A 23612-nucleotide genomic window follows, 5' to 3' on the forward strand; every position below is an offset into this window, starting at 1 on the left:
TACCGGAACCTTCTAGAGATAGGATCCAGCAGCAGCCCCAGAGGTTCATAAAGACCTTATAGGGACGGCGATCAGTCCTGGGCCTCGACGGCGGTCAGAGCCACGGTGTTGATGATGTCAGCCACCAGAGCGCCGCGCGAGAGGTCGTTAACCGGCTTGTTCAGCCCCTGCAGGACCGGTCCGATGGCCAGGGCACCCGAGGTGCGTTGTACGGCCTTGTAACCGATGTTCCCGGCGCTCAGGCTGGGGAAGACGAAGACATTGACCGTTCCGGCAACCGGATCGCCCTTGGCCTTGGTGGCTGCCACAGTGGGCGACCAGGCCGCGTCGAACTGGATGGGGCCCACGATGGGCAGGTCCGGCGCCTTCTCCTTGGCCAGGCGGGTGGCCTCTTCAACCAGGTCGACATCCGGGCCCTTGCCCGAGCCCAGGGTGGAGTAGGAGAGCATGCCCACGCGCGGATCCACGCCGAAGGAGCGAGCGGTTTGGGCCGACTGGATGGCGATGTCGGCCAGTTGCTCGGACGACGGGTTGAGGTTGATGGCGCAGTCGGCGAAAACCGCCACATGGTCGGGGAAGCACATGAGGAAGGCTCCGGAGACCAGCGAAGCGCCCGGCTTGGTCTTGATCACCTGCAGGGCTGGGCGGACCGTGTTGGCTGTGGAGTTGATGGAGCCGGACACCAAGCCGTCGGCCTTGCCCAGTACCACCAGCATGGTGCCGAAGTAGGAGGGATCGGCCAGCTGCTTACGCGCCTGCTCCGGAGTCATGCCCTTCTTGGCACGCAGTTGGCAGAGGCGATCAACCATGGGTGCTAGCACCTGCTCGTCATCCATGGGCTGGAAGGAGGCCTTGTTCAGGTTGTTGAGGCCAAGCTCCTTGCCGCGGGCCAGAATGGAATCCTTGTCGCCCACGATGATCAGGTCGACGATGTTCCGCGCCAGCAGGTAGTCGGCCGCCTTGATGATGCGGTTCTCGCCGCCCTCGGGCAGGACAATGGTCTTCTTGTTGGCCTTGGCCTTGGCCAGCAGGTCGTTCTGGAATGCTACAGGAGTGGTGGCCTTGGGGCTGGCGGCGTCGGCGGCCTTCAGCACCTGGTCGACATCCACCTCCTGCTGGAATGTCTGACTGGTGGCCTGGCGGGCCTGATCGGCGGACGGATCCGTGTCGAAGTCCATCTTGGAGACGGTCCAGGTCGGCAGATCGTATTCCTGGAAGGCCTCGGTGAGTGGCGCTTTCTGTTCGGGCTGGCATCCGGTGATGAAGACACCGGCGAGCACGGCTCCCTGCGCCTCGATGGTTCGCCGGCAGGCGGCCACGGTCTTCATGACCTGACCGGGTTCCCTGCCGATGGTGCAGACGGCCAGCATGACCGGGGACCTCAGGTCGGCGGCGATCTGCGCGTTCAGGGCAAACAGGCCGGGGTCGAAGAGCTTTGAGGCATCGCTGCCCACGATCAGGACGCGCTCGGGATGGGTGGCCTCCACCAGCCCGTCATAGGCATTGAGGACATCGGCCCGGGTCTGCATGGGGTCCTCAGTGGCGTGCCCGGGGCACTTGCCACGGCAGATCTCTGGATCTGTGTCGGGGAATGAGCTGGCTGCAACCAGTTCCGGGGTCAATGGGTGCTTCCTGCAGGCGATTGGCCTGAATACGGCCGTTTTGGCTTTGGCGCTCAGGGCCTTGGTCAGGCCGTAGGCCACGACATTGCGGCCGTTGGCGGCTTCTGGGCTGATGATGGTGATGCTTGCAAGACTCACTGTGTCTTCTCCTGTCCGGACGTGGTTGCCTTGATGACTGCTTTGTTCACAACCTTGTCCAGTATACAGAAACCGCCCGCCATGCGGGCTGCGCATGACGGGCGGTTCCAGGGTCGGATCAGCGTATCACTCGTTGTCTCCGGCGGTCGCGGCGGTGGCGGAGATGGTCTCCTGGCCGGCGCGGTTGGCATCGGGCCAGACCCAATCGGTGTAATCGGGGTGGTCGTAGCCCTTGTCCACGGCAAACTGGAAAGCCTCATCGCGGAACTTGGTCCACTTGTCGATCTGGTCGGCATACTTGCCGGCATCCACCAGCTTCAGGGCGGAGGCGGCCAGGCACCAGCGGTCCATGTTGTTGACACGCACCATGTCGAACGGCGTGGTGGTGGAGCCCTGCTCCTCGTAACCGTGCACGGAGAAGTTGTCGTGGTTGGGGCGTCCGTGGATCAGGCGGTAGATGGAGCCGGGGTAGGCGTGGAAGGCGAACAGGACCGGCTTGTCCTTGCTGAAGAGCTCGGTGAACTCCTCGTCGGACAGGGCCTGATCGTTCTCTTCGGCATCCTGGATCTTCAGCAGGTCGACCACGTTGACGAACTGGACCTTGAGGCCCAGCTTCTGCAGCATATCGTCGGCGGCCAGGGCCTCCTGGGTGGGGATGTCGCCCGCAGTGGCGATGACGACATCAGCATCCTCGGCATCCTCGGCGTTGGAGGCCCAATCCCAGCGGGCGGCCCCCTTCTCCAGCTCGGCGGCGGCCTCGTCCACGCTCTGGTAGGTGGCGGCGGGCTGCTTGCCGGCGAAGATGGCGTTGATGCAGTTGGTCGACTTGTAGCAACGCTCGCCCACATTCAGCAGCATGTTGGCATCAGCGGGGAAGTAAATGTTGACTACATGATCGTTGTTGAAGTTCTTGTTCAGCAGGATGTCGACGAAGCCGGGATCCTGGTGTGAGAACCCGTTGTGGTCCTGACGCCAGACGTGCGAAGTGACCAGGAGGTTCAGGCCGGCGATGGGCTTGCGCCACGGAATCTCGCGGACTGTGGCCTCCAGCCACTTGGCATGCTGGTTGATCATGGAGTCGATGACGTGCACGAAGGACTCGTAGGAGCTCCAGATGCCATGGCGTCCGGTCAGCAGGTAGCCTTCCAGGAAGCCTTCCATCTGGTGCTCGGAGAGCTGCTCGATGACCTGGCCGGTGTGGGCCATGTGCTCGTCGGTCAGCTCCGAAAGGTAGTCGGCATCCCACTGCTTATTGGTCACCTCATAAGCGGCAGCCAGACGGTTGGAAGCCGTCTCATCGGGCCCGAAGATGCGGAAGTCGGTGGGGTTCTTGGCTAGCACGTCGCGGGTGTAGTAGCCCAGGACACGGGTGGCCTCAGTGGCGCCCCAGCCATGTCCGTGCTTCTTGACGTCGATCTCGTAGTCGTGGATGTCAGGCAGCTCCAGCGGCTTGAGCAGACGCCCGCCATTGGCGTTGGGGTTCTCGCCGATGCGCAGGTCGCCCTTGGGCATGAAGCTGGTGACCTCGGGACGCAGGGCGCCCTTCTCGTCGAAGAGCTCCTCGGGCTTGTAGGAAGCCAGCCAGTTCTTGAGGACCTGGAAGTGGGCATCGGTGTCGCGGGCGGAGGTCAGCGGCACCTGGTGGGCACGCCAGGATCCCTCGGTCTTCTTGCCGTCGATGAACTTGGGGCAGGTCCAGCCCTTAGGCGTGCGGAAGATGATCATGGGGTAGAAGGGACGGGTCATGTCGTCGGTTTCGGCCCGGGCCTTGATGTCGCAGATCTTGTCGAAGACGGTCTCCAGCATGTCGGCGAAGCGACGGTGGATGGACAGATGATCCTCGTCGTCGAAGCCTGCGACGAACTCGAAGGGCTCATAACCCAAGCCGTGGAAGTACTCATGCAGCTCCTCGTCGGAGATGCGCGAGAGGATGGTCGGGTTGGCGATCTTGTAGCCGTTCAGGTGCAGGATAGGCAGGACGATGCCGTCAGTGCGGGGGTTGACCAGCTTGTTGGACTGCCAGCCGGTGGCCAGAGGGCCGGTCTCGGCCTCGCCGTCGCCCACGATGCAGGGCACGAAGAGGCTGGGGTTGTTCATGATTGCGCCGTAGGCGTGGGAGAGTGCATAGCCCAGCTCGCCACCCTCGTGAATGGATCCGGGGGTTTCAGGCGCGAAGTGGGAGGGGATGCCGCCCGGGTAGGAGAACTGGCGGAAGAACTTCTGCAGGCCAGCATCATCGTTGGTGATCTTGGGGTAGTACTCGCTGTAAGTGCCATCCAGGTAGGACTGCGAGGTGCCGGCAGGGCCGCCGTGGCCGGGGCCCATGATGATAACGGTGTTCTGCTGATGGTCGGCGATCAGACGGTTGATATGGCCCAGCAGGAAGTTCAGGCCGGGGGTGGTGCCCCAGTGGCCGACCAGACGATGCTTGACGTCCTCCCGAGTGAAGGGCTCCTTCATCAGGGGGTTGCTGCGAAGATAAATCTGTCCGATGGAAAGATAGTTGGCCGCTCGCCAATACTTGTCGACGGCCTCGAGGGTCTCCTCGGCGATTGGGGTCTCCAGCTTCGCCCAAGGGGTGCCGATAACAGGATTCGTCATGTGTACTCCTGCACTTTAGTGCGATTGTTTATTTACTTCGGTTACGGGCTCGTGCGGTGTCATTTCAGGCATCCGTCGGGTTCGTACCCAATGCCTACATGGTACGTGAACGAGCAGACTTTTCTGAACGTTTTCTTGCAGTGTGTGTTCGCTCTTGTGAGAAAATGCGAGGGAATTGTCTGCTTGCAGACAGGAATTATTGCCGGGGGTGCCGATCAGGGCTCAATGACGGTAGCATTGTCGAAAACTGCAACCATACTGGACTTGCCCGCGGGCGTTAACTCGTCGCTCCCGGGCATCCATGGCAGATACAGCATACATATATATAAGGAGTCTTATGGCACAGGGTCCCGTCCTGGTGGTCGATTTCGGTGCGCAGTACGCCCAGCTGATCGCTCGTCGAGTCAGGGAGGCGGGGGTCTACTCCGAGCTGGTGCCCCATTCGATGAGCCTGGAGCAGATGCTGGCCAAGGATCCCAAGGCGGTCATCCTCTCCGGTGGGCCTGCCTCCGTCTACGTGGACGGGGCGCCTACCATAGATAAAAGGATTTTCGAGGCAGGGGTGCCTGTGCTGGGCATCTGCTACGGCTTCCAGGTCATGGCCCATGAGCTGGGCGGTGAAGTGGACAAGGCGGCCTTGGGGGAGTACGGCAAGACCGAGGCCTTCATCGACAGCGCCAGGGGAATACTACAGGATTCACCCGCACGGCAGGATGTGTGGATGAGCCATGGCGTCGCCGTCAACCGTGCGCCTGAAGGCTTTGAGGTTCTGGCGCATACCGAGGGTGCTCCTGTGGCGGCCATGCAGGATCCATCCCGGGGGCTGTACGGGGTCCAGTGGCATCCCGAGGTGACCAACACTCCTCTGGGGCAGGACTTGATCAACCGCTTCCTGCATCAGTGCGCCGGACTTCCGTCGGACTGGAACGCTTCGGGCATCATCGAGCAGCAGGTGGAGAAGATTCGTCGCACAGTGGGTGACGACCAGGTTATCTGCGGCCTGTCGGGCGGAGTCGATTCAGCCGTGGCGGCCGCTCTGGTCCACAGGGCCGTCGGCGACCAGCTGACTTGCGTCTTTGTGGATCATGGTCTGCTGCGCAAGGGGGAGGCCGAGCAGGTCAGGCATGATTTCGTAGCCGCCACTGGCATCAAGCTAATTGCCGTGGATGCTTCACAGGACTTCCTGACTGCCCTCAAGGGCGTTTCCGAACCCGAGCGCAAGCGCAAGATCATCGGGGAGAAGTTCATCCGCACCTTTGAAAGGGCCCAGCGGCAGGTGATTAAAGAGGCCGGCAAGACCGGCAAGGAAGTCAAGTTCCTGGTGCAGGGCACGCTCTACCCCGACGTTGTCGAGTCTGGCGGTGGAGATGGAGCGGCCAATATCAAGTCCCATCACAACGTGGGTGGTCTGCCCAAGGATGTCAAGTTCCAGCTGATCGAGCCCCTGCGCACCCTCTTCAAGGACGAGGTCCGGGCCATCGGCACCGAACTGGGCCTGCCCGATCAGATCGTCTGGCGCCAGCCCTTCCCGGGCCCTGGTCTAGGCATCCGCATCATCGGGGAGATTACCCAGGAACGCTTGGAGACCCTGCGCGAGGCCGACGCCATCGTCCGCGAGGAGCTGTCCAAGGCTGGGCTGGATCGACAGATCTGGCAGTGCCCGGTGGTGCTTCTGGCCAATGTGCATTCAGTAGGGGTGCAGGGCGACGAGCGTACCTATGGCTCGCCGATTGTGCTGCGTCCGGTCTCCTCCGAGGACGCCATGACTGCTGACTGGACACGTCTGCCCTACAACGTGCTGGCCACCATCTCCACACGCATTACCAACGAGTGCCCGGGAATCAATCGTGTGGTCCTGGACTGCACCTCGAAGCCTCCGGCAACCATCGAGTGGGAGTAAGTATCTGGGCCGGACAAGTCATATGGCGATATGTCATATGACTTGTCCGGCCCATTCGGTTGACCTCTCGCCACTTGATGCCGATAGAAGAGCTCAGGTGTTGGAATTCATTGTTTGCTGCTTTGTGATGGCCGCGTTGATCCGGTTGACCAGCTCGCGGGGATGCTCTACTCCGAGCACCAGTCGGTCATAGTGCTCCCCCTTGAGTTGGATGACGATGGGGCTTTCCGGTCTAGTGACATTCCAGAATGTTTTCTCCCCTTGCTCAATAAATGTGCCGGCCCATTTACCGGGAACATGCAGGCCGGGTACACGCAGTCCTTTGGCATCGTCAAGAATGCCCGGATCCTCGCTCGCGCCCAGAACATGCTCGAGCGGCACCACCAGTTTCCCCCTGAACGACCACATCTTATCCAAACCCTGCGGCTCAATCTCCAGGGTCCGCCCGACAATTGCCACCTTGTTGTTCATGATTTGCCTCTTTCATTCATCATCAGACTGCAACCGAACATGTGCACGCTGCAGCAGCGTCTCGCCAAGGAGCTTGGCGACATCAACGCTCACAGCATCGGCATGGCACGATCTCGAACGGGACAGCTTCACAAGGTAGTCCCTGACCAGTCCACGAACCTCGAGATCATGATCTGACAACTCCATGAGTGCTACCAATACCAGATCGAGCACTCCTGAATCGCGCGACTCCGAATCCGTTGCGTCACGTAGCGCAGCCACGAACATGCCACGCTTGCTGCCAAACGCACCGTAGAGGCTACCTCGTAGCAGACCCGTTGCCTTAACGAGCGCATCAATCGACGTACCCTCATAGCCATGCTCCAGGAAAACTTCTCCTGCACGGGCAAGGATCTCATCATCATTGAAATTTCTCTTACGACCCATGCCCGCCAAGATACCATTAATTGACTGAATAGTCAAGAATGATAAACGACCCTATCACATATTCTTTTTAAGAAGAATCATAGGCATTTTTCTACTCTCTCAATAATTTTATACGTGTTTTCATATCTGCGCGACATATTTACCCACACTGTAACGGAACGACATAGACTAATTACTATGAGTGTCAGCACGTGGCGCACCGCCGATAAGGTCGCAGTTAGCTTTGTCCAGAAATGGCTGAAAGAGTCCAAACGTTCAATAAGCATCAAATTCCTAGCCGACAAAGTTGGATGCTCTTATGCGCGAATGTACAACGTTCTCAAATACCAAAACTCTCCTCTCAATATTTCCGAGTTCCTAATCATTTGCAAAGTCTTTACACGCAATCCTGCTATCGAAATAGACCAGATAATTAGTAAAACAACTGAATTAGATGGCACAGTGGAAGAAACAAATCATTGGCGTCATGATGCACAAACTCATGACACAAAGAAACAAAAGAGAGAGGCAACATTTAAACAGCAAAAACAGGCTGCAACAAACATGTTAAGAGACGGAGTAATCTCCATAGTTAACACTTACCTCGAAACAATAAACAGTCATAAGAATTAAATATACTCACGCAAAAGCGCGAAACAGAATATTCGCAGCTATCTGAGAAAAGTATCTTTCATTAGTCGCATCTTCCTGATTAGGCGGCAGAAAGTATATTCATGGTAGTCAATTGCCAATTGTTCAGCGGAAGATATTGGACCCTGAGTCGACAAACCCGGAATCCAGCAGTCCGGACTATGTTCGACACCTCGGTTGTCTCTAATGTTGATGATTGGAACGCCATCCTGACCCAGGCCTGGTATCCATCGGTTCGTCGGTAACAGGCGCAGTCGCGTCCGTCTTGGTGCTTGCCATGTCAGCTTTCGGTTTGCTGCCAATCTGTCGCAGATTGATCAAAAATCGCGAGCAAACCACTGACTACGTGCAGAAAATCTTTTCTCGGACTTTATCCAACAAGGACGATACTAGCTCAGAGTCGTTGCGGTCTGATCATAAAGATACCTGCGGCATAGATGCTACAGTTTCTACGCATATGGGGGTAGCCAATATTCCCCTAAGATGACCACCCTTATCTTTTATCGCAAACTGCGCTAATTTCAGATATTGTAAGTGTTACGATTTTGCATCTTTTTAGGTCACTCCGGCATCGAAAAGAAACGTTGGTAGTTCTTGTTGCTTTTCACGAGATCGTGATGTTTGCCAATGACTGGCGTGGTGCTTCCGTCAAGATAGATGACAGAGCTTGTGCCTGAAATGATATCCAGATCGTGGGTGACGATGATAAAGGCTCTGTCCGAATACTCTGTCATGGATTGATAGACGCTACGTTTTGTCTTATTATCCAATCCGTTGAACGGCTCATCAAGTACAACGAGTTTTCTCCCGTTTAGCAAGGCCCTCGCTAAGGCTAGGCGCTTTTTCTCGCCGTTCGATAGATTCTTGCCGTCTTCACTGATTCTGGAGTCGAGACCCAAGGGAAAGGTTTGGATTCGTTGATCGAGACCTACTTTATGTAGTGTGGCCCAAATTTCGGTGTCTTTTATGCTCTGATCTGAGGTCTTTGTTTTGTGCACCTGGGGGGACAAACGGTAAGTAATATATATGCCGCATCGGATGAATGAATGCTGTTGTGGTGTTTCAACAAGCGTACCACTTAAGAAAGCCTATCCTATGACTTTGGGAGGCCTTCTCAAGTGCTTTGAGGGATGTCCTACGTTCTGGTCCATCGCGGCTTTGTACCAGAGAACAGCTATGTTAAGCCGTTCTCTGACGCCGAGTTTTTTGAGTATTCGACTTACGGTCTTCTTGACGGAGTCAGCATGTACGCCTAATCTTTGGGCTATTTCAGCGTTAGTCAGGCCTTCACTGATGAGGGAGGCAACTTCGAATTCACGTCTGCCTAGGTTGGCAAATTGCTGTTGCAATTCCATTTCTTCCTCGTTTGTTTTCGCTGCGGTTATCCCCCTACGTATAACCTCACCGGTTATGCGTGGGGTGAGGATGGCATCACCCGCACATACGGATCGGATCGCCTTACATAAGTCTGCTGCTCTGACATCCTTGAGCAGGAATCCAGAAGCGCCCGCACTAAGGCCCCCGAAGGCGTAGTCGTCTTGGTCGTAGGTGGTCAGGATGATAACTCTGATGGACGGGTACCGTTCCTTGATGACGCTGGTGGCGTCAAGGCCATCCATAATCGGCATCCGCACGTCCATCAGAATCACGTCGGGCAGAAACCGTTGCTGCTTCTCGGCGAATTCCAGGAAGTCAAGGGCTTCTTTGCCGTTTCCCGCCTGGCCTATCACCTGCAATCCACGATCTACGGCTATCATAAGCGCAAATCCCATTCTGGCTGGACGTTGGTCATCTACGATCATGACACGGATCATGTTATTCCTCGCTATCTGTGGGTTCTTTGAGTGAGGGGATACGGGCTTGTAGGAGCCATCCGTTGGACGTGGGCCCTAATTTCAGGACACCACCATATCCTCGAAGAGTTTCTTGGAGTCTGTTCAGCCCGGTTCCGTCGCCGGATGGCTCTTGAACGGGTTTACCGTTGTCCCTGACCGAGATGGTTATACCGCCCCGACTGTCATGGTCCCAAGAGATTACGATACGGTCGACGTGATTCCCGTGTCGGAGTACGTTGGTAATGGCCTCTCTGGTGATGATGAAGCTCAGATTAGCCTGTATAGGGTCTTGCGGCCGGCGTCCGGTTTCAGTCAGTGCGACGGTCATCCCGACTTGCCGTGCATGATTAATGATCGGGTTGATATCATCCCAGTGGTATGCCTGCTTTTGCCCTTCCGACGCGAGTTGATACCCGTCGATATTGGACGACGGCTGAAGTGCTTTCACGGCCGTTCTGGTATCAGCCAGTCCCTGGCGCGCCAGTTCGTTAATCATACTGATGGCATCATCGACTTCCGGTTTTCCGGTGATTTGGTCCAGACCCTCGGACAGCGCGATGATGGCCGTCAGGTCGTGGCCCACGCTGTCATGGAGCTCTGCGGCAATTCGGGATTGGTGGACTGCCCGATCGCGCTGTTGCGCCAGGTGCTGGCTCCGCCTACGTTCGTTCGAAAGCGTCTGTTCGGACAGGTGCCGTTCCCGCCGTGCCCTGGACACCAGTCCCAAACCCACGCATAAGGCGGAGTACGTGGCTGTAGAGTAAAGCAGACCGGTGAAGTTGGCGTCCTGATGCCACAGGGTCGCCAGGATCGTGGCCGTCAACACCAAAAGAGCGGTTGGGATCAGGCAGGCGATGAGGTTTCTGAGTTTCTCGGTCTCGACCGTGCAGGCGTAGAGAGCGATATACCACACTGAGACTAGGTCGGTATATGCGGAACCGTAGATTGCCGCCGTCAGCAGCATGAGGATGGTGATGGCCAGCAGAGTCGCCGTGGGTCGTCGACGGCGTAAGCAGAGCAGGATGAGGGACAGGATGATGATGACAACATACAGAGGCATGCCCCATGCCGTGGTGTCCAGAACCTGACGCAAGGTTCGGTCGGCGCTGTCGGGAGCGAGGACCAGCCGCGTGAGCATCATTGTTTCGTACAGGGCGCACAAGAAGACCATGACATAAGTTGTGCTTGGCCTATTCCAGTATTCGAACCAATCAGCCAGCTTCCTGTTCGGCTTCATCGCTCCGGCCCCTTCCGCAATACCCCTATCTCATTATGCCGTCACCTGACGAGAAGGAAGAAGTCGGCAGCCAGAACCGTTGTCGCAACGAGCACGAGGAACGCTGCGTTGCCGGTGAGCAGTAGAGCCATCCGGGCCAATGCCCGGTGCCGTATAGCCGTTTTACGGTACGTGACCGCTGCAATGACAAAACCCAGCAGGACGCACAGGCTGTTGCAGACGATTATGGAATTGCGTAGGTTGCCCATGGCATACAGCCGGACTCCGCAGAGCTGCAAGAACAGGGTGACGAGCGAGGGGGCAAATGCTGATCCTAGGGCCAGCCAGGCTACGGCAATGCGGGTCGGCGCCGAACCGGTGTTCCTGCCCATGAGCTTCTCACTCCTCTTTTGAGATCAGGGTAAGGCTGCCGGTGAAGTGGTCCCCGCTGGCGTAGATGTAGAAGCTGCTGCCGTCCAGTGCGTAGGTCTGGTCGAAGGCGCCCCGGTGGATGGGCAGGGGACGCTTCATGTCCGAGCCGTCGGTCACCAGGATCGTCCCGGCACCCTGCGTGCCGGACACCCGGCCGGTGACGTGTATGGTCGTGTGTTTGCCGGTCCCCCCGAAGAGGGTCTCCGTGCCGGTGAATCCATGATAGGAGGCCATGTACCTTCCTGAGTAGGAATCAGCGGCATCCGATCGCGTTCCCACCAAATCGTCCTGCCTGCTGACCCCCAGGCCGGTCGAGCATCCGGAGAGGGCGGATAGCGCCAGCAACGCCGTAATGAATATGACGAGACGGCGGATGACATGGAGTGCGGGGTGACCCGCCCTGTCGGTGGCGAGGGTCATGGTGCATGTCCTTTCTTAGAATGGATTGATTCTGTTGGTCAAATGGCTTTCCTGGTGAGCCGGCGGAAGGCAAGCGCCCCGATCAGAACCCAGAGGGCCGCCGCCAAGGTCGATGCGATGACTGAGGAGACCGAGGCGAGGTTGCCCAGGTCCCTGGCCGCCGATGCGGTCGTGATCAGGGCCAGCGGGTAGGGCATGGCCAGGGTGGGGGCCACGAGCGTGAGGGCGCAGCCGGCCAGGGTGAGCAGGAGCATGATGGACATGGTGGAGGCGAACGACCCGGTCCTGGTGGCGATGGCCTGTGTCAGGGTCATGATGGCCCAGACGGCCATGGTCATGGGGACGGCCCGTAGGAGGTAGGGGCCGATCTGGGACAGGCCGAAGCCCGTGTTCATGCCCACGGCGATGAACTCCAGCTCGAAGACGGCGACGGTCATGAACGATGCGAACAATCCTTGGAGCATCTTGCCCGCCATGGCCGTGCCGGCCGTCCCCGACGCGTTGAGGCGCTGCCAGTTGCGCCCCCGGTGTTCGTTGGCTTCGATCTGGGCGGCGAAGGCGGCGACCAGGATCGGCATGAAGACCATGCTGCTCAGCAGGATGGCCTGCCCCCAGACGGCGGTCCACGTCACGCCTTGGGCTTGGAACTCCCGACGGTAGCTGACGTATTGGTCCCGACCGAGGAACATGCCGATGGCATCGAACAGCACGGTAGCGAGCCAGTACCACAGGTTGCCGGCCTTGCGCATCTCCCAACGGAAGGCCGCCACGACGGAGGGCCGCTTGCGGACCCTACTCGCTCGACTATTGATTGCGATGGTGTCGATTGTGTGCCTGCTCATCGGTGTGACTCCTTTACCATGATGACGAATGCCGAAACGCCGGTCCAGACGATGCAGGCGACCAGGCCGGCCAGCACCAGGGCCCAGGGATTGGCGACGAGCGTCATTCTGGCGAAGCCGTCCGGCGTGGCCGTGACCAGGAAAGGACTGGCGGCCGAGCTGACGCCGGCCGGGAACAGCCAGCCCGCCTGGGCCACGTTCAACGGCCCCAGGCCCGAGCCGACCAGACCGGCGATCACGCCCACGCCCAGGCCGACGGCCTGCTTGCCGATGGTCATGGAAAGCATCAGCTGGACGGCGGTCACGGCCATGCACGACAGGAAAGCGACAAGGGCCGGTGCAAGCATCAGAGAAGGCAGGCCGCCGGAGGATTCGAAGCCCATCGCCGAGGCCGCCAGAGGCGTCCATGCCAGGGGAACCACAAACACCAGGGACAGGGCCGTTCCCGCCACCGCCAGCTTGGCGAGGAAGAGGCCGGACTCCCCCTGCCCCAGGGACCGCCATTTGAGGTCCATGCGTCCGCGGGTCTCCATGACGGCCAGCCGGCTGGTGAGCAGGGCGGCAAGGATCGGGGCCAGCAGGCCGACGAGCTCGTAGACATCGCCTTGCGCCAAGGTCACGGTGCGTGTCGCCGGATTGTCACCGGCCCGGTCCATGAGGGCGAATCCCGACCACAGGGAGACCAGGGCGACCATGCCCATGGCCATCCACCAGAACGACGAGCCCTTCAGCTTGCGCACCTCCATGGAGACGAGCGTCAACGGGCCGCCGGAGCGCACGGCTCCGACACCACCATGCTTCGTGGGCCCCACGGATTCCAGGGTGTCTGCGGTCATGGCGCTCATCGTGAAGCCTCCTGCTTGAGGCTGGTCTGCGGCGCATGGGCCCGGGGGCTTTCCACCAGTTCCAGGAACGCCTCCTCCAGGCTCTTGCGTTCGGAGGCCACACGATAGACCTCCAGTCCCTGGGAGACCAGCCGGGCGACTAGGCCCCCGACCCGCCGGTCATCGAGCTCCGGGATGCGCAAGGCCCCGCTTTCCTTCACATACTCATAGCCGATGCCGTCGCGCTCAAACGTGGCCGCCGCCAGGCGGGGGTCGGAGACGCGCAGGTCGATGTGTCCCTCCTCGCGCAGATCCTCCAGGGAGCCCTGGTAGAGCAGACGCCCCGCGGCGATGACGCCGACCACCGGCGCCATCCTCTCGATCTCGGAGAGGATGTGGCTGCTGATGATGACCGTGACGCCCTCGCTGGCAGCAAGGTCCATGATCATCTGACGCACCTCGACCACCGCCTCGGCGTCCAGACCGTTGGTCGGCTCGTCCAGAAGCAGCAGCTTAGGACGGGAGATGAGCGCCATGGCGATGCCAAGCCGCTGCTTCATGCCCAGGGAGTAGTCCCTGGCCTTCCTGTCCTCATGCCCCCTCAGCCCCACCTTGGCCAACACGGCCGATGCCGAGCCGGAAGGCAGACCCAGATAATCGGCCACCATACGGCAGTTGTCCAGCCCGGAAAGGCCTGGGTAGAAACTGGGGCCTTCGATCATGGACCCCACGCGCCCAGGGGCGACAGCGCGCTTCCCGGAGCCGACGTTCTGCCCCAGCATCCACATCCGGCCGCCGGTCGGCCGGGTGAGGCCAAGCAGCAGCTTCATCGTGGTGGACTTGCCCGCACCATTGGGCCCCAGCAGCCCATAGACACCACCCATGGGCACCTGCAGATTCAATCCGTCCACAGCCCTGAAAGTGCCATAGGATTTGACCAGGTCCTCCGTCACAACGGCCGCATGAGGTCGAATGTCCTGATATCCATTCATCGTTGCCTCCCTATTGATTGGTTTCCAACTCCATGGAAGCTTCTTTCGGCAGCGCAGACAACACGGAAAGCATATATGTCCCCTCAGGAGGACATACATGCCGACATTTCTTCCAGTACGAGACACCTTTACCAAGCCAGGCCGTTATTGAGATTACACTGCAACGGTTTATGACGATGCTTCCTCATTGAATGCATTTACTAATGCACTCAATATAAAATCAAATACTGTTGGCTACAATACCCTGCCTTCCGTAGGTGCGACTAAACGGTCATTTGACGGGCATCCTCATCGAGCGCTCATATTACTGCAACCAGTCCTTGGTCACTGGTTCGATTCGTGTTCCGCCCTTGCCGTCTGGGTTGGCCATGAGAATGCGGATTTGCTCGCTTTTGGTGGCTGTGCAGAAGGTGAATTCCACGTTGGTGGCGACTCCCCATTCCCCCCTCTTGTTAAGAGCGATCATGGAGATCTCGCCGACCTTGCCATAACGGTTCCTCAGGAAGTCATCAAGGTTGTAGACTGCCGAATCGCAGGCTTCCTGCGGGGTCAATCCGCTTCTCATCAGGGCGACGATCCGATAGGAGAGGCATCCTTTCATGATGTCTTCGCCCAGCCCGGTGGCGGCCGCCCCTCCGATTGCGCTGTCCACGTAGAAGCCCGAGCCGGGCAGGGGTGAATCGCCTACTCTGCCTGGTTCCTTCATAAAGAGCCCCGATGTTGATGTGCCAGCAGCCATCGACCCCTGCAAGTCCAAGCAGATGGCCCCGACCGTATCGTGGCCTCGATAGGGGCCGGCAGACTCCGGTCTTGTGGCCTTTGCGGATTCCAACTCCCAACGCCTTCTGGCCCTGTCCGTCAGCATGTTGCGCATTTCGAACCCGCTGATCTGGGCGTAGCGAGTAGCGCCTTGTCCGACTAGAAAGCTGCTGGTATGGCGTCGACTCAACTGTCTGGCCACTGATATGGGGTGCAGTGCATGCTGGATGCCAGCTACAGCGCCCAAAGCCATGCTATTTCCGTCCATGAAGGCGGCATCCATCTCCATCTCGCCTTCCCGGTTGGGCAAGGCGCCATAACCGACGGAAGTGTAATCGGGGTTGGCTTCGACCTCTTGAATCAACGTCTCGACAGCGTCGCCTGCCTGGCCACCCTCTTCCAGACCGGAACTGGACTTGACCATGCCTTCATAGGCCATCTGCCAGGTAGCGATGGATGCCCAGGTGGATTGATTTTGGCTGGATTGCTGCCGGGATGAATTACTCATTACCTTGGCTCTCTCTATCGGTATGTACACTGGCTGCTCTTGAGCGGAGCACGAATGCTGTTTTATGGCAAAAGAGGCAGCCGGACCTCAGCCGATCGACGGATGATCAAGCTGACAGACCGTGCCCTGAGCGGATGGGCCGTCGGCTGCGGGCTAGCCCTGCTCGCATTCAGACAGCAATCATGTCCTCTGGCCTCTTGCTTCTGTCAATAATAATTACTAAAGGTACTTCTTGTTTAGGAATGTGATGTTGGTGCTTTTAATCGCATGAAAGGCATCAGCATGTGCCTACATGCCTTCAGGCTGACTTAAAAGGCCGAGTTCCAACAATTTGTTTGGTGATCGCTGGATGGCAGATCCGGTCGATTCGGCGTGACGCAACACCTTCGGCATGTACAGTTTCCAATTTGATATATACTACTAACAAACTATTATCTATTGAAATAGTTTGAGACCAAGATAGTCTATCGAATCTAGTTGTTTGCAGTACATGAGTGAATCAATCACTCGCCATCGTAAATGCGAATGCGGTGACAGTTCCGAAGAAGGGACTATTATGGAGTCGAAAGAGAAACAGGTGAACACCAGTTCACCGATTTTGATGTTGGGCATCTTGTCCATATCGTTCCTGATGTCGGTTTCCAATGCCGTCTCAGGGACCATCCCGCTGATGAAGCAATACTTTTCCAACATTTCAGAGGCCAACGTCGAGCTATTGGTTGTCATCCCTACGGGAGGCGTCCTGCTGGGAACTGTGGTCAGTGGCCTCATATCCAACAAGCTGGGCAAGAAGTACACGGTCCTTTTGGGGCTCATCGTCTCCTTGGTCTTCGGAGTCATACCTGCCTTCTTCTACAACTACCCGGCCATTTTCCTGTCGAGGGCCATGTTCGGCGTGGGCATGGGCATCTTCACCCCGCTGAGCGTCTCCTACATCACTGATGTCTTCCCTGGGAAAATCAGAAACAGGCTCCTGGGTTGGAGGAACTCCGTCGGTGCCATCGGCGATTCGATCATGCTCTTCATTGCAGGATTCCTGATCAACATCTCCTGGCATGCCACTTACCTGGTCTTCCTCTTCCTGATCGTGCCAATCGTCCTCGTCTCTCTTTTCGTCCCCAAGCGGCTTGACCGAGTCATCGTGGAGGACGGCAAGGAGGTCGAGGAGGACACCTCCATCAAGCCGTCCACCAACGGCGGTGTCATCCAGCTGGCCATCCTCTTCCTCTTCGTCTGCCTCTTCTATTCGGCTATCTCCCTGAAGCTGGCCAGTCATATGGTTGATTCGCACATAGGCTCTGCAGCTGATGCCACCAGGATCTTCGGCTTCCTGGTACTCTGCTCGATTGTCTCAGGCATCGCCTTCGAACAACTCGCCAAGTGGTGCGGACGATACACCGTCTTCATCTTCGAGGTGCTGACGGCAGTGGTCATGATCGCCATGCCCTTCACCAACTCCATTCCGATCTTGCTGGTTCTGGTCCTGGTGGCAGGGTTCTGCAACGGCATCATCAATCCGGCTCTGACTGCCCGCATGGTGGCCTATTCGCCCAAGGGCTCCATGAACCTGACCACTTCGATCATCCTAATCGGTATCAACGTCGGCTCCCTGGTTGCTCCCTACTTCTTCCAGGCTTTGGGCGGGGTGCTTGGCAATAAAGACCCAGGCTTCATGATCATGTGCGCAGGTGTCTGCTACGTGATTCTGGCCCTTTACGATGCCTTCGTCGTCAAGAAGGACAAGCTGACCATCTGAGAGTGGTCATTGCAACTCGTGTCAATCAACAGAAACAGAGGTAAATAATGAGCGATACCGTGGAATGGTTCAAGCAAGCCAAGTACGGAATGATGATTCATTGGGGTCTCTATTCACTCCTGGGAGGAGAGTACCAGGGGAAGTCGTCTAGCAACTATGCGGAATGGATCCAATCCAAGCTCCAGATCCCCAACAAGGAGTACGAGCGCCTGACCCAGGCCTTCAATCCCATTTATTTCGACGCGAATGCCATAGTTGACCTGGCCAAGCGCTGCGGTATGCAGTACTTGGTCGTCACTACAAAGCACCATGACGGCTTCGCCATGTACCGGTCGCTGGTGGATCCCTACAACGTCTATGACGCGACGCCATTCCACCGGGATGTGATCGGCGAGCTGTCCTTGGCCTGCCGCAAGGCCGGACTGCGTTTTGGCCTCTACTATTCGCAGGACCTGGACTGGCATGAACCGGATGGCGGCGGATACCTCTCGAACGATATTGAGACCGCAGGCACCACCTGGGACAACAGCTGGGACTTCACGGGGGAGAAGAACTACGACCGGGCATTCGAGCACAAGATCATGCCGCAGATCGAAGAGATCATGAGCAACTACGGGGAAATATCGGTAGCCTGGTTTGACGTACCAATGACCCTCAGCGACGAGCAGAGCCAGACCATCTACGATACGGTCAAGCGCCTGCAGCCCGACTGCCTGATCAATTCCAGGCTGGGCAACGGCCGTTACGACTACGTCTCTCTGGGGGACAACGAGATTCCCGAAGATTCGGATGCCAGCGAGAAGGCAACCTCGGACGGGGATGTCGACTACAACTCGATCGAAGGATTCAAGCCCTCAAAGCTTGGCCTCTACGAGACCGCCGGGACCATCAACGATTCCTGGGGATTCTCCTATCATGACCAGAACTGGAAGAGCCCGCAGACCATTCACGATTACAAGGCCCATCTGAACAAGTACGGCATCAACTACCTGCTCAATGTCGGTCTTGACGGCCTGGGCCGCGTTCCCATGGATGCTGAGCAGGCGCTCCTGGGAGCGCGCACTCTAGAGGCTTGAGGATCTAGAATCCTGACAGTTAGCTAGGGATCCCATTGTAGCTATGCCGCTCCTGTCCGACAGCTTCCTCGCCAAGCATTCGGCTGCTCAGGAGTACTGTTCTGATAGCTTGTTTTCCGCCTACAGGCCCTTGGCATGGACCATCAGGTAGTCCCAAGCGCGGGTGGGGAGCAAAGCATGAAGGGCAACCAGAGGTTTGGCGCCGAAGCCCAGAAGGTAGCGTGGGTGGGGATGGCGTACTATCGAAGCACGGACGATGGCCTTGGCGATGGTTGATGGTTGGGTCAAATGCCTGCCGGAGTACAGTTTGCGTAACCCGGCAGCAGCTCGGAATCCTGATTTTTGATAGGCGCTCTTGCGGGTGACCGTCTGGAGATGGTCGGCGGCGATCGTACCCCAGTTTGTGGCAATGGCTCCGGGTTCGATCAGGACCACGTCTATACCGAAGGGACGCATTTCCATGCGCAGGGCGTCACTGAAGGCTTCAAGAGCGTACTTTGTGGCATGATACCAGGCACCCATATAGGTGACCATTCGGCCTGCCATGGATGAGGTGTTGACGATCCGGCCGCGTCTGGCTCGGCGCATGGCGGGCAGTACCAGCTGGGTCAAGCGGGCAAGGCCGAAGAGGTTGACCTCAAATTGTCGTCGCACCTCTTCGATGGAGACCTGCTCGACTGGGCCATAGGACCCGTAGCCGGCGTTGTTGACCAGCAGGTCGATTCGCCTCTCCTTCTGCAGGATTTGTGTGACAGCCTTCTCAATTGATGCAGAATCAGTCAAATCCATCTGCAGGGCCGTCACCCCCTTGTCGCCCAGCGGCTTCAGTCGTTCGACTCGTCGCCCTGCCGCATACACCCTGTATCCATGCTCGGCGAGCATTCGCGCGGTTTCATATCCTATGCCGCTTGTGGCTCCAGTGACCAGTGCCACTTGATTGGCCATATTTATTACCTCTCTGGCTGGTGTCTGTGAATCGTGGCTCCTGCTTTTCTTTGAGACACAGTATATGACAGCATTTCAAAGTAAGGACATAAAAGCCAGACGAGGGCGGTCTATCCGTCCACGTCTGGCAATGCGACCATGGTGAAGACCTTACACCTGCACTCTTTCCAGCAGTAGGTCGCTGAGCTCGGCGGCTGTTGGATAAGCCTTTTGGGTGCCGCGGCGTGTGACGCTGATTGCAGCGTATCTGTTGGCGTGGCCCAGAGCTGTTGGCACATCCTCGCCCTGCGTGTAGTAGTGGGCGAACGAGCCGATGAAGGCATCGCCGGCGCCAGTGGTATCCACAGCTTCAACCGTGACCGCAGGCACCAGCAGCTCCTGGTCGGCGCTGACCCAGAGGGCGCCCTTGCCGCCCATGGTGACAATCAGGTTGCCTACCCCACGCTTAACCAAGTTCCGTGCTGCAGCTTTGATCTCGTCCAGTGTCTCTGTGGGCATTCCGGTGAGTGTGGCCAGTTCGGTCTCATTTGGTGCAAAGAAGGCCACTCTGGAGACATAGTTGATGTTCAGATCATCATTGGCTGGCGCAGGGTTCAGCAGGACAGGCACGCCGTAATCCTCTGCCAGTTCAATCGCATGGTAGTTGGTCTCCAGGGCGATCTCCTGTTGGAGAACGACCAGTTTCGACCCCTTGATCAGGTCATTTTTACTGTCCAAGGCGGCAGGGGTCAGCTGCTTGTTGGCGCCTTTGACGATCAGGATCCGATTGTCGCCGCTGGTGTCCACAAAGATAGGCGCCACGCCGCTGCTCCCATCAGCGATGCCGATCCCCTCGGAGCTAATGCCGTTGCTGCGATAGTTTTCCAGCTGTTGTCTGCCGAACTCGTCCTTGCCGACCATGGTGATGAAGTTGACCTGTGAACCCAAGCGGGCGGCGGCAATGGCCTGGTTGGCCCCCTTGCCGCCGAATCCCATCTCGAATTCAGGAGCTTCTACAGTCTCTCCTTCCACCGGCATGCGATCGACAAAGGTGGTCAGCTCGTACATATTGGAACCGATGACAGTGATGTCAGCCATATTGTTCTTTACCTTTCCAGACCGGTGGTTACCAGGAAGGAACGTGTTTCCTGAGGCTTCAGATGGATCAGGGTGCCTGCCTTCTCAGCGGCGGCACGGCCCTCGGGCGTGCTGGTGCCGGGCAAAGCGAAGGCCGCCACCTGCTGGTCGGCGTTGTACAGGATCCAGCGGGTGACGATGGGGAATTGCTCCGTGCTGAACCGCGTCAGGAAGTTGTGCTCGGCATTCAGATGGAGCCGGAACTCGGCCATATCCGTAAAGTGGGTCAGGTTCTGGGAGAAGAAGACGATCTCAGGATCGTAGTGGCTTTCGTCGTTCAGGTCATTGATCAGCTCGCCGCTTGCTTTGAGTTCTTCGTTGTAGGCCAGCCATTGCGGGGTGGGATGCACGTGGGCGGGAACGGTCTGGCGCAGACGGAAAGCCTCGTCAGGCACGTTCTGCTCCATATGCCCGTCATGCACGTATGCGTAGTTCATATGGCACATGTACTGCAGAGGCATGGTCTGGTAGTTGGAGAGGTTGGTGACCTCCAGGCCGATGTCGAAGAGTCCGGAATCTGCATGCAATGTCACGGACGGCCGGCTCAGGTAGTGGTCGCCGAACCCTTTGACATATTCGAATTGCCCATGTATTGACATGGTTCCTTCTTCGAATCCCAGCCAGGCGCTGTCCATACGGCTGGTCGGAGCCTCGCCGTGAAGCTGATAGTCGTCCTCCGGGGCTGGTGTTCCTCCGCCCAGGAGTCCCGATGTGAACTGGAAGCAGCCGTAGGTATCAGCTATGGCGGTGCCGGGCAGGGGCTGCGAGAACATGTCCTTCATCTTCAGGCTGGTGGAGTCGAAGACCGCATCCCAGATGATCAGGCCCATGTAGGGCAGGACGGTAAGCTGGCCGCGCGAGTTCTCCATGCGGACCGCTTCAACTCCTGATGGGTAGGTGAAGGTGACGGCTTTGAAAGCATCGTCCTCATAGAGGGTGAATTCGGCCGGGCCGAACATGTCATGATTGAGATGAAGCTGTTGCATGATTGGTTTTCCTTTCATTGGTTTTCTCGAGCTCCCTCAGCCTTGAAGGCACGCATCTTTGCTGTGGAATAAACGCAGACGACCGCGAAGCAGATCACATCGACCAGGAAGGACAGGGACATGTTCGAGATGTCCGCGACGAATCCTTGCGCTACTGGAATGAAGGCCCCGCCCACAATGGACATGACGATGATGGCTCCCGCTGTTTCCGTGTGGCGTTTGTCGGTCACCGTATCCAAGGTCTGGGAGTAGATGGTGGCCCAGCAGGGTCCGAACAGGCCCGAGACGATAATGGCCGCATAGACGGCGCTCATGTTGCGCACCAGGAGGATGTAGACCAGAGCGGCCAGTCCGAATGCCGAGAACCACTGCAGGACCCGGGCGGGGTGCATGGACTTCATCATGAAGTTGGCAATGACCTTGCCTATGAAGAAGGCGGCGTAGCTGTAGACCATGAAGGTCGATGCCGAGCGTTCGTTGATCGAGGAATTGAGTTCCATGGCCAACCTGATGGTGAAGGACCACACGGCCGTCTGCATGCCCACATACATGAACTCGGTGAAAATGCCCCAAAGGAAGCGGCGGTTATGCGCAAGATAGACCAGTGTCTCGCCGATGCGCGCCTGAGGCTGCTGTTTGGTCGGATCCACCATGGGCTTGCCTGAGGGGAATTGCGTCAGTGCGAAAAGCACCAGGGCGACCAAGAGGACGAAGATGATGTATTTGTAAGGCAGCAGCGTATGCTGAAGGGCGCGCTCGCCGAAGGCGATGCGGGCCTGTCCGTGAAGTCCCTTCATCTGCCTTTCCAGGCTTTGGCCGGCACCGAAGATCAGATATTTGCCCAGCAGTATGCCGGCTATGGCACCCAACGGGTAAAAGGTTTCAGAGATGTTCAGCCGCAGGGTGGAATACTTCTTCGGGCCCATCAGTGAGCTGAAGGTGTTGGCCGAGGTCTCCAGGAAGCTCAATCCGCAGGCCAAGGCGAACAGGGCAATCAGGAAGAATCCGTAGGTGGCCATGCGCGAGGCTGGGAAGAAGATTGAGCATCCGATGGTGTACAGCGAAAGGCCGATCATGATGGCGACCTTGTATGAGGTCTTCTTGATGATGAGCGAAGCTGGTATGGCAATCAGAAAGTAGCCAAGATAGAAGGCCGTCTGCACAAAGGCGCTGGCAACATTGGACAGCGTGAAGATGGTTTTGAATTGGGTTATGAGTATGTCATTGAGACTGGCGGCTGCTCCCCAAAGGGGGAATAGGCAGGAGAGGAGGATGTACTGGAGCATTGGCGTCCTGTCCAGGTATCCATCATCCAATTCCTGTGCGTGCAGTTTGAACAGATGAAAGGTTGGCGATTGCATAACCCCTCCTTGGGTTTGCATTCGGCGGCCGCTGCGCTGCGCCCGCCGAGAATATAAGAGTCGGCCCGGGGGTTGGCTCCCGGATGCCGAAGTCAGGCCTTGCCGATGATGGCCATGCTGGAGCTGGTGCCCAGGCGTTCGGCACCAGCGTTGATCAGGGCCTCGGCCTCCTGCCGGGTGTGAATGCCGCCGGCGGCCTTGATGTGGATTCTTCCCTTGACTGCTTCTTTAATGATTTCGATGTCGTGCACACTGGCGCCGCGGCTGGCAAATCCGGTGGACGTTTTGACGAAATCGGCGCCCGCATCGGCCACCAGCACGCTGGCCCTTGCGATCTGCTCATCGCTAAGCAGGGCGGTCTCGATGATGACCTTGACCACTTTTCCTGCCTGATGGACCGCCTCGACGACAGCACGAATGTCCTTGGCAACCAGGTCTTCCCGGCCACCTGCCATTTCGCCGATATTGATCACCATATCCAGTTCATCGGCTCCGTTCGCGATGGCTTCCTGGGTTTCGGCGACCTTGGTTGCCGTGGTGTTGGCGCCCAGGGGGAAGCCGATGACGCAGGCAGTCAGGACATCCGACCCCTTCACCCGCTCATGGACGTGGGAAACCCAGTAGGGATTGACCATGACCGAATAGAAATGATTGTCCAGGGCTTCGTCGATGACCTGGTCGATCTGCGCCAGCGTTGCGTCCGGTTTGAGCAGTGTGTGATCGATGAGGCGATTGATCTGCATGGTTGTTACCTCC

General features: G+C 57.9%; 22 protein-coding genes. 4 read left to right on the plus strand and 18 right to left on the minus strand.

All coding sequences use genetic code 11. From position 1 onward, the window contains the following. Positions 1-71: 71 nt before the first annotated feature. Positions 72-1760, minus strand: coding sequence for a phosphate acetyltransferase (gene pta, locus J3T92_RS03905; protein ID WP_267399821.1), 1689 nt, complete (start codon positions 1758-1760; stop codon positions 72-74). Between the two features lie 126 nt (positions 1761-1886). Continuing rightward, positions 1887-4361: a phosphoketolase gene (locus J3T92_RS03910; protein ID WP_267399822.1), complete on the minus strand. Its 2475-nt coding sequence runs from the start codon at positions 4359-4361 to the stop codon at positions 1887-1889. Between the two features lie 337 nt (positions 4362-4698). Between J3T92_RS03910 and guaA the strand changes: the two genes are divergently transcribed. Beyond that, on the plus strand, positions 4699-6261 hold the full coding sequence (gene guaA / locus J3T92_RS03915; RefSeq protein WP_267399823.1) for a glutamine-hydrolyzing GMP synthase: 1563 nt from the start codon (positions 4699-4701) through the stop codon (positions 6259-6261). A 93-nt stretch (positions 6262-6354) separates the two neighbouring features. On the opposite strand, the gene J3T92_RS03920 is transcribed toward guaA, so the two are convergent. Beyond that, the gene (locus J3T92_RS03920) at positions 6355-6732 is read right to left on the minus strand and encodes a hypothetical protein (RefSeq protein ID WP_267399824.1); all 378 of its coding nucleotides are present in this window, start codon (positions 6730-6732) and stop codon (positions 6355-6357) included. A gap of 12 nt (positions 6733-6744) precedes the next feature. Further along, positions 6745-7158: a TetR/AcrR family transcriptional regulator gene (locus J3T92_RS03925; protein WP_267399825.1), complete on the minus strand. Its 414-nt coding sequence runs from the start codon at positions 7156-7158 to the stop codon at positions 6745-6747. A 177-nt stretch (positions 7159-7335) separates the two neighbouring features. On the opposite strand from J3T92_RS03925, the gene J3T92_RS03930 reads away from it, so the two are divergent. Then, entirely contained in the window at positions 7336-7770 is a 435-nt protein-coding gene (locus J3T92_RS03930; RefSeq protein WP_267399826.1) for a hypothetical protein, read from the plus strand. A 578-nt stretch (positions 7771-8348) separates the two neighbouring features. Here J3T92_RS03930 and J3T92_RS03935 read toward each other — a convergent pair. The 9 genes from J3T92_RS03935 to J3T92_RS03975 form a co-directional block, all read right to left on the minus strand. Continuing rightward, entirely contained in the window at positions 8349-8786 is a 438-nt protein-coding gene (locus tag J3T92_RS03935) for an ATP-binding cassette domain-containing protein (RefSeq protein WP_267399827.1), read from the minus strand. A 90-nt stretch (positions 8787-8876) separates the two neighbouring features. Further along, positions 8877-9602, minus strand: a complete 726-nt coding sequence (locus tag J3T92_RS03940; protein ID WP_267399828.1) for a response regulator — start codon at positions 9600-9602, stop codon at positions 8877-8879. A 1-nt stretch (position 9603) separates the two neighbouring features. Next, positions 9604-10860, minus strand: coding sequence for a sensor histidine kinase (locus tag J3T92_RS03945; RefSeq protein ID WP_267399829.1), 1257 nt, complete (start codon positions 10858-10860; stop codon positions 9604-9606). Positions 10861-10901: 41 nt separating this feature from the next. Beyond that, positions 10902-11231 carry a hypothetical protein gene (locus J3T92_RS03950; RefSeq protein ID WP_267399830.1) on the minus strand — a complete coding sequence of 110 codons (330 nt, stop codon included), beginning with the start codon at positions 11229-11231 and terminating at the stop codon, positions 10902-10904. Positions 11232-11238: 7 nt separating this feature from the next. After that, entirely contained in the window at positions 11239-11691 is a 453-nt protein-coding gene (locus tag J3T92_RS03955) for a hypothetical protein (protein ID WP_267399831.1), read from the minus strand. A 38-nt stretch (positions 11692-11729) separates the two neighbouring features. Then, positions 11730-12533: an ABC transporter permease gene (locus tag J3T92_RS03960; protein WP_267399832.1), complete on the minus strand. Its 804-nt coding sequence runs from the start codon at positions 12531-12533 to the stop codon at positions 11730-11732. After that, positions 12530-13378, minus strand: coding sequence for an ABC transporter permease (locus J3T92_RS03965; RefSeq protein ID WP_267399833.1), 849 nt, complete (start codon positions 13376-13378; stop codon positions 12530-12532). Before J3T92_RS03965 ends, J3T92_RS03960 begins: the two co-directional genes overlap by 4 nt. Continuing rightward, complete coding sequence (locus J3T92_RS03970; RefSeq protein ID WP_267399834.1) at positions 13375-14349, minus strand: ABC transporter ATP-binding protein; 975 nt, start codon at positions 14347-14349, stop codon at positions 13375-13377. The genes J3T92_RS03965 and J3T92_RS03970 overlap by 4 nt, the downstream gene beginning before the upstream one ends. 304 nt (positions 14350-14653) lie before the next feature. Beyond that, the gene (locus J3T92_RS03975; protein ID WP_267399836.1) at positions 14654-15616 is read right to left on the minus strand and encodes a N(4)-(beta-N-acetylglucosaminyl)-L-asparaginase; all 963 of its coding nucleotides are present in this window, start codon (positions 15614-15616) and stop codon (positions 14654-14656) included. A 556-nt stretch (positions 15617-16172) separates the two neighbouring features. Between J3T92_RS03975 and J3T92_RS03980 the strand changes: the two genes are divergently transcribed. Next, positions 16173-17372: an MFS transporter gene (locus tag J3T92_RS03980; protein ID WP_267399838.1), complete on the plus strand. Its 1200-nt coding sequence runs from the start codon at positions 16173-16175 to the stop codon at positions 17370-17372. Positions 17373-17419: 47 nt separating this feature from the next. Further along, on the plus strand, positions 17420-18448 hold the full coding sequence (locus J3T92_RS03985; RefSeq protein ID WP_267399839.1) for an alpha-L-fucosidase: 1029 nt from the start codon (positions 17420-17422) through the stop codon (positions 18446-18448). Between the two features lie 120 nt (positions 18449-18568). On the opposite strand, the gene J3T92_RS03990 is transcribed toward J3T92_RS03985, so the two are convergent. The 5 genes from J3T92_RS03990 to deoC all read right to left on the minus strand — a co-directional run bounded on the left by J3T92_RS03990 (position 18569) and on the right by deoC (position 23599). Next, the gene (locus J3T92_RS03990; RefSeq protein ID WP_267399841.1) at positions 18569-19393 is read right to left on the minus strand and encodes an oxidoreductase; all 825 of its coding nucleotides are present in this window, start codon (positions 19391-19393) and stop codon (positions 18569-18571) included. Between the two features lie 150 nt (positions 19394-19543). Further along, the gene (gene rbsK, locus J3T92_RS03995; protein ID WP_267399842.1) at positions 19544-20470 is read right to left on the minus strand and encodes a ribokinase; all 927 of its coding nucleotides are present in this window, start codon (positions 20468-20470) and stop codon (positions 19544-19546) included. A gap of 8 nt (positions 20471-20478) precedes the next feature. Beyond that, complete coding sequence (locus tag J3T92_RS04000; protein ID WP_267399843.1) at positions 20479-21495, minus strand: aldose 1-epimerase family protein; 1017 nt, start codon at positions 21493-21495, stop codon at positions 20479-20481. Between the two features lie 14 nt (positions 21496-21509). Continuing rightward, entirely contained in the window at positions 21510-22856 is a 1347-nt protein-coding gene (gene fucP, locus J3T92_RS04005; protein WP_267399845.1) for an L-fucose:H+ symporter permease, read from the minus strand. A 92-nt stretch (positions 22857-22948) separates the two neighbouring features. Beyond that, positions 22949-23599, minus strand: coding sequence for a deoxyribose-phosphate aldolase (gene deoC, locus J3T92_RS04010; protein ID WP_267399846.1), 651 nt, complete (start codon positions 23597-23599; stop codon positions 22949-22951). Positions 23600-23612 lie beyond the last annotated feature (13 nt).

The sequence above is a fragment of the Bifidobacterium sp. B4081 genome, assembly GCF_026537335.1.
GTDB lineage: Bacteria > Actinomycetota > Actinomycetes > Actinomycetales > Bifidobacteriaceae > Bombiscardovia.

Excerpts from the sequence above, each read along its gene's own strand:
- J3T92_RS03910 (WP_267399822.1), bottom strand. The coding sequence starts at position 4,361 with ATGACGAATCCTGTTATCGGCACCCCTTGGGCGAAGCTGGAGACCCCA.
- guaA (WP_267399823.1), top strand. The coding sequence starts at position 4,699 with ATGGCACAGGGTCCCGTCCTGGTGGTCGATTTCGGTGCGCAGTACGCC.
- J3T92_RS03920 (WP_267399824.1), bottom strand. The coding sequence starts at position 6,732 with ATGAACAACAAGGTGGCAATTGTCGGGCGGACCCTGGAGATTGAGCCG.
- J3T92_RS03925 (WP_267399825.1), bottom strand. The coding sequence starts at position 7,158 with ATGGGTCGTAAGAGAAATTTCAATGATGATGAGATCCTTGCCCGTGCA.
- J3T92_RS03930 (WP_267399826.1), top strand. The coding sequence starts at position 7,336 with ATGAGTGTCAGCACGTGGCGCACCGCCGATAAGGTCGCAGTTAGCTTT.
- J3T92_RS03940 (WP_267399828.1), bottom strand. The coding sequence starts at position 9,602 with ATGATCCGTGTCATGATCGTAGATGACCAACGTCCAGCCAGAATGGGA.
- J3T92_RS03945 (WP_267399829.1), bottom strand. The coding sequence starts at position 10,860 with ATGAAGCCGAACAGGAAGCTGGCTGATTGGTTCGAATACTGGAATAGG.
- J3T92_RS03950 (WP_267399830.1), bottom strand. The coding sequence starts at position 11,231 with ATGGGCAGGAACACCGGTTCGGCGCCGACCCGCATTGCCGTAGCCTGG.
- J3T92_RS03955 (WP_267399831.1), bottom strand. The coding sequence starts at position 11,691 with ATGACCCTCGCCACCGACAGGGCGGGTCACCCCGCACTCCATGTCATC.
- J3T92_RS03960 (WP_267399832.1), bottom strand. The coding sequence starts at position 12,533 with ATGAGCAGGCACACAATCGACACCATCGCAATCAATAGTCGAGCGAGT.
- J3T92_RS03965 (WP_267399833.1), bottom strand. The coding sequence starts at position 13,378 with ATGAGCGCCATGACCGCAGACACCCTGGAATCCGTGGGGCCCACGAAG.
- J3T92_RS03970 (WP_267399834.1), bottom strand. The coding sequence starts at position 14,349 with ATGAATGGATATCAGGACATTCGACCTCATGCGGCCGTTGTGACGGAG.
- J3T92_RS03975 (WP_267399836.1), bottom strand. The coding sequence starts at position 15,616 with ATGAGTAATTCATCCCGGCAGCAATCCAGCCAAAATCAATCCACCTGG.
- J3T92_RS03980 (WP_267399838.1), top strand. The coding sequence starts at position 16,173 with ATGGAGTCGAAAGAGAAACAGGTGAACACCAGTTCACCGATTTTGATG.
- J3T92_RS03985 (WP_267399839.1), top strand. The coding sequence starts at position 17,420 with ATGAGCGATACCGTGGAATGGTTCAAGCAAGCCAAGTACGGAATGATG.
- J3T92_RS03990 (WP_267399841.1), bottom strand. The coding sequence starts at position 19,393 with ATGGCCAATCAAGTGGCACTGGTCACTGGAGCCACAAGCGGCATAGGA.
- rbsK (WP_267399842.1), bottom strand. The coding sequence starts at position 20,470 with ATGGCTGACATCACTGTCATCGGTTCCAATATGTACGAGCTGACCACC.
- J3T92_RS04000 (WP_267399843.1), bottom strand. The coding sequence starts at position 21,495 with ATGCAACAGCTTCATCTCAATCATGACATGTTCGGCCCGGCCGAATTC.
- fucP (WP_267399845.1), bottom strand. The coding sequence starts at position 22,856 with ATGCAATCGCCAACCTTTCATCTGTTCAAACTGCACGCACAGGAATTG.
- deoC (WP_267399846.1), bottom strand. The coding sequence starts at position 23,599 with ATGCAGATCAATCGCCTCATCGATCACACACTGCTCAAACCGGACGCA.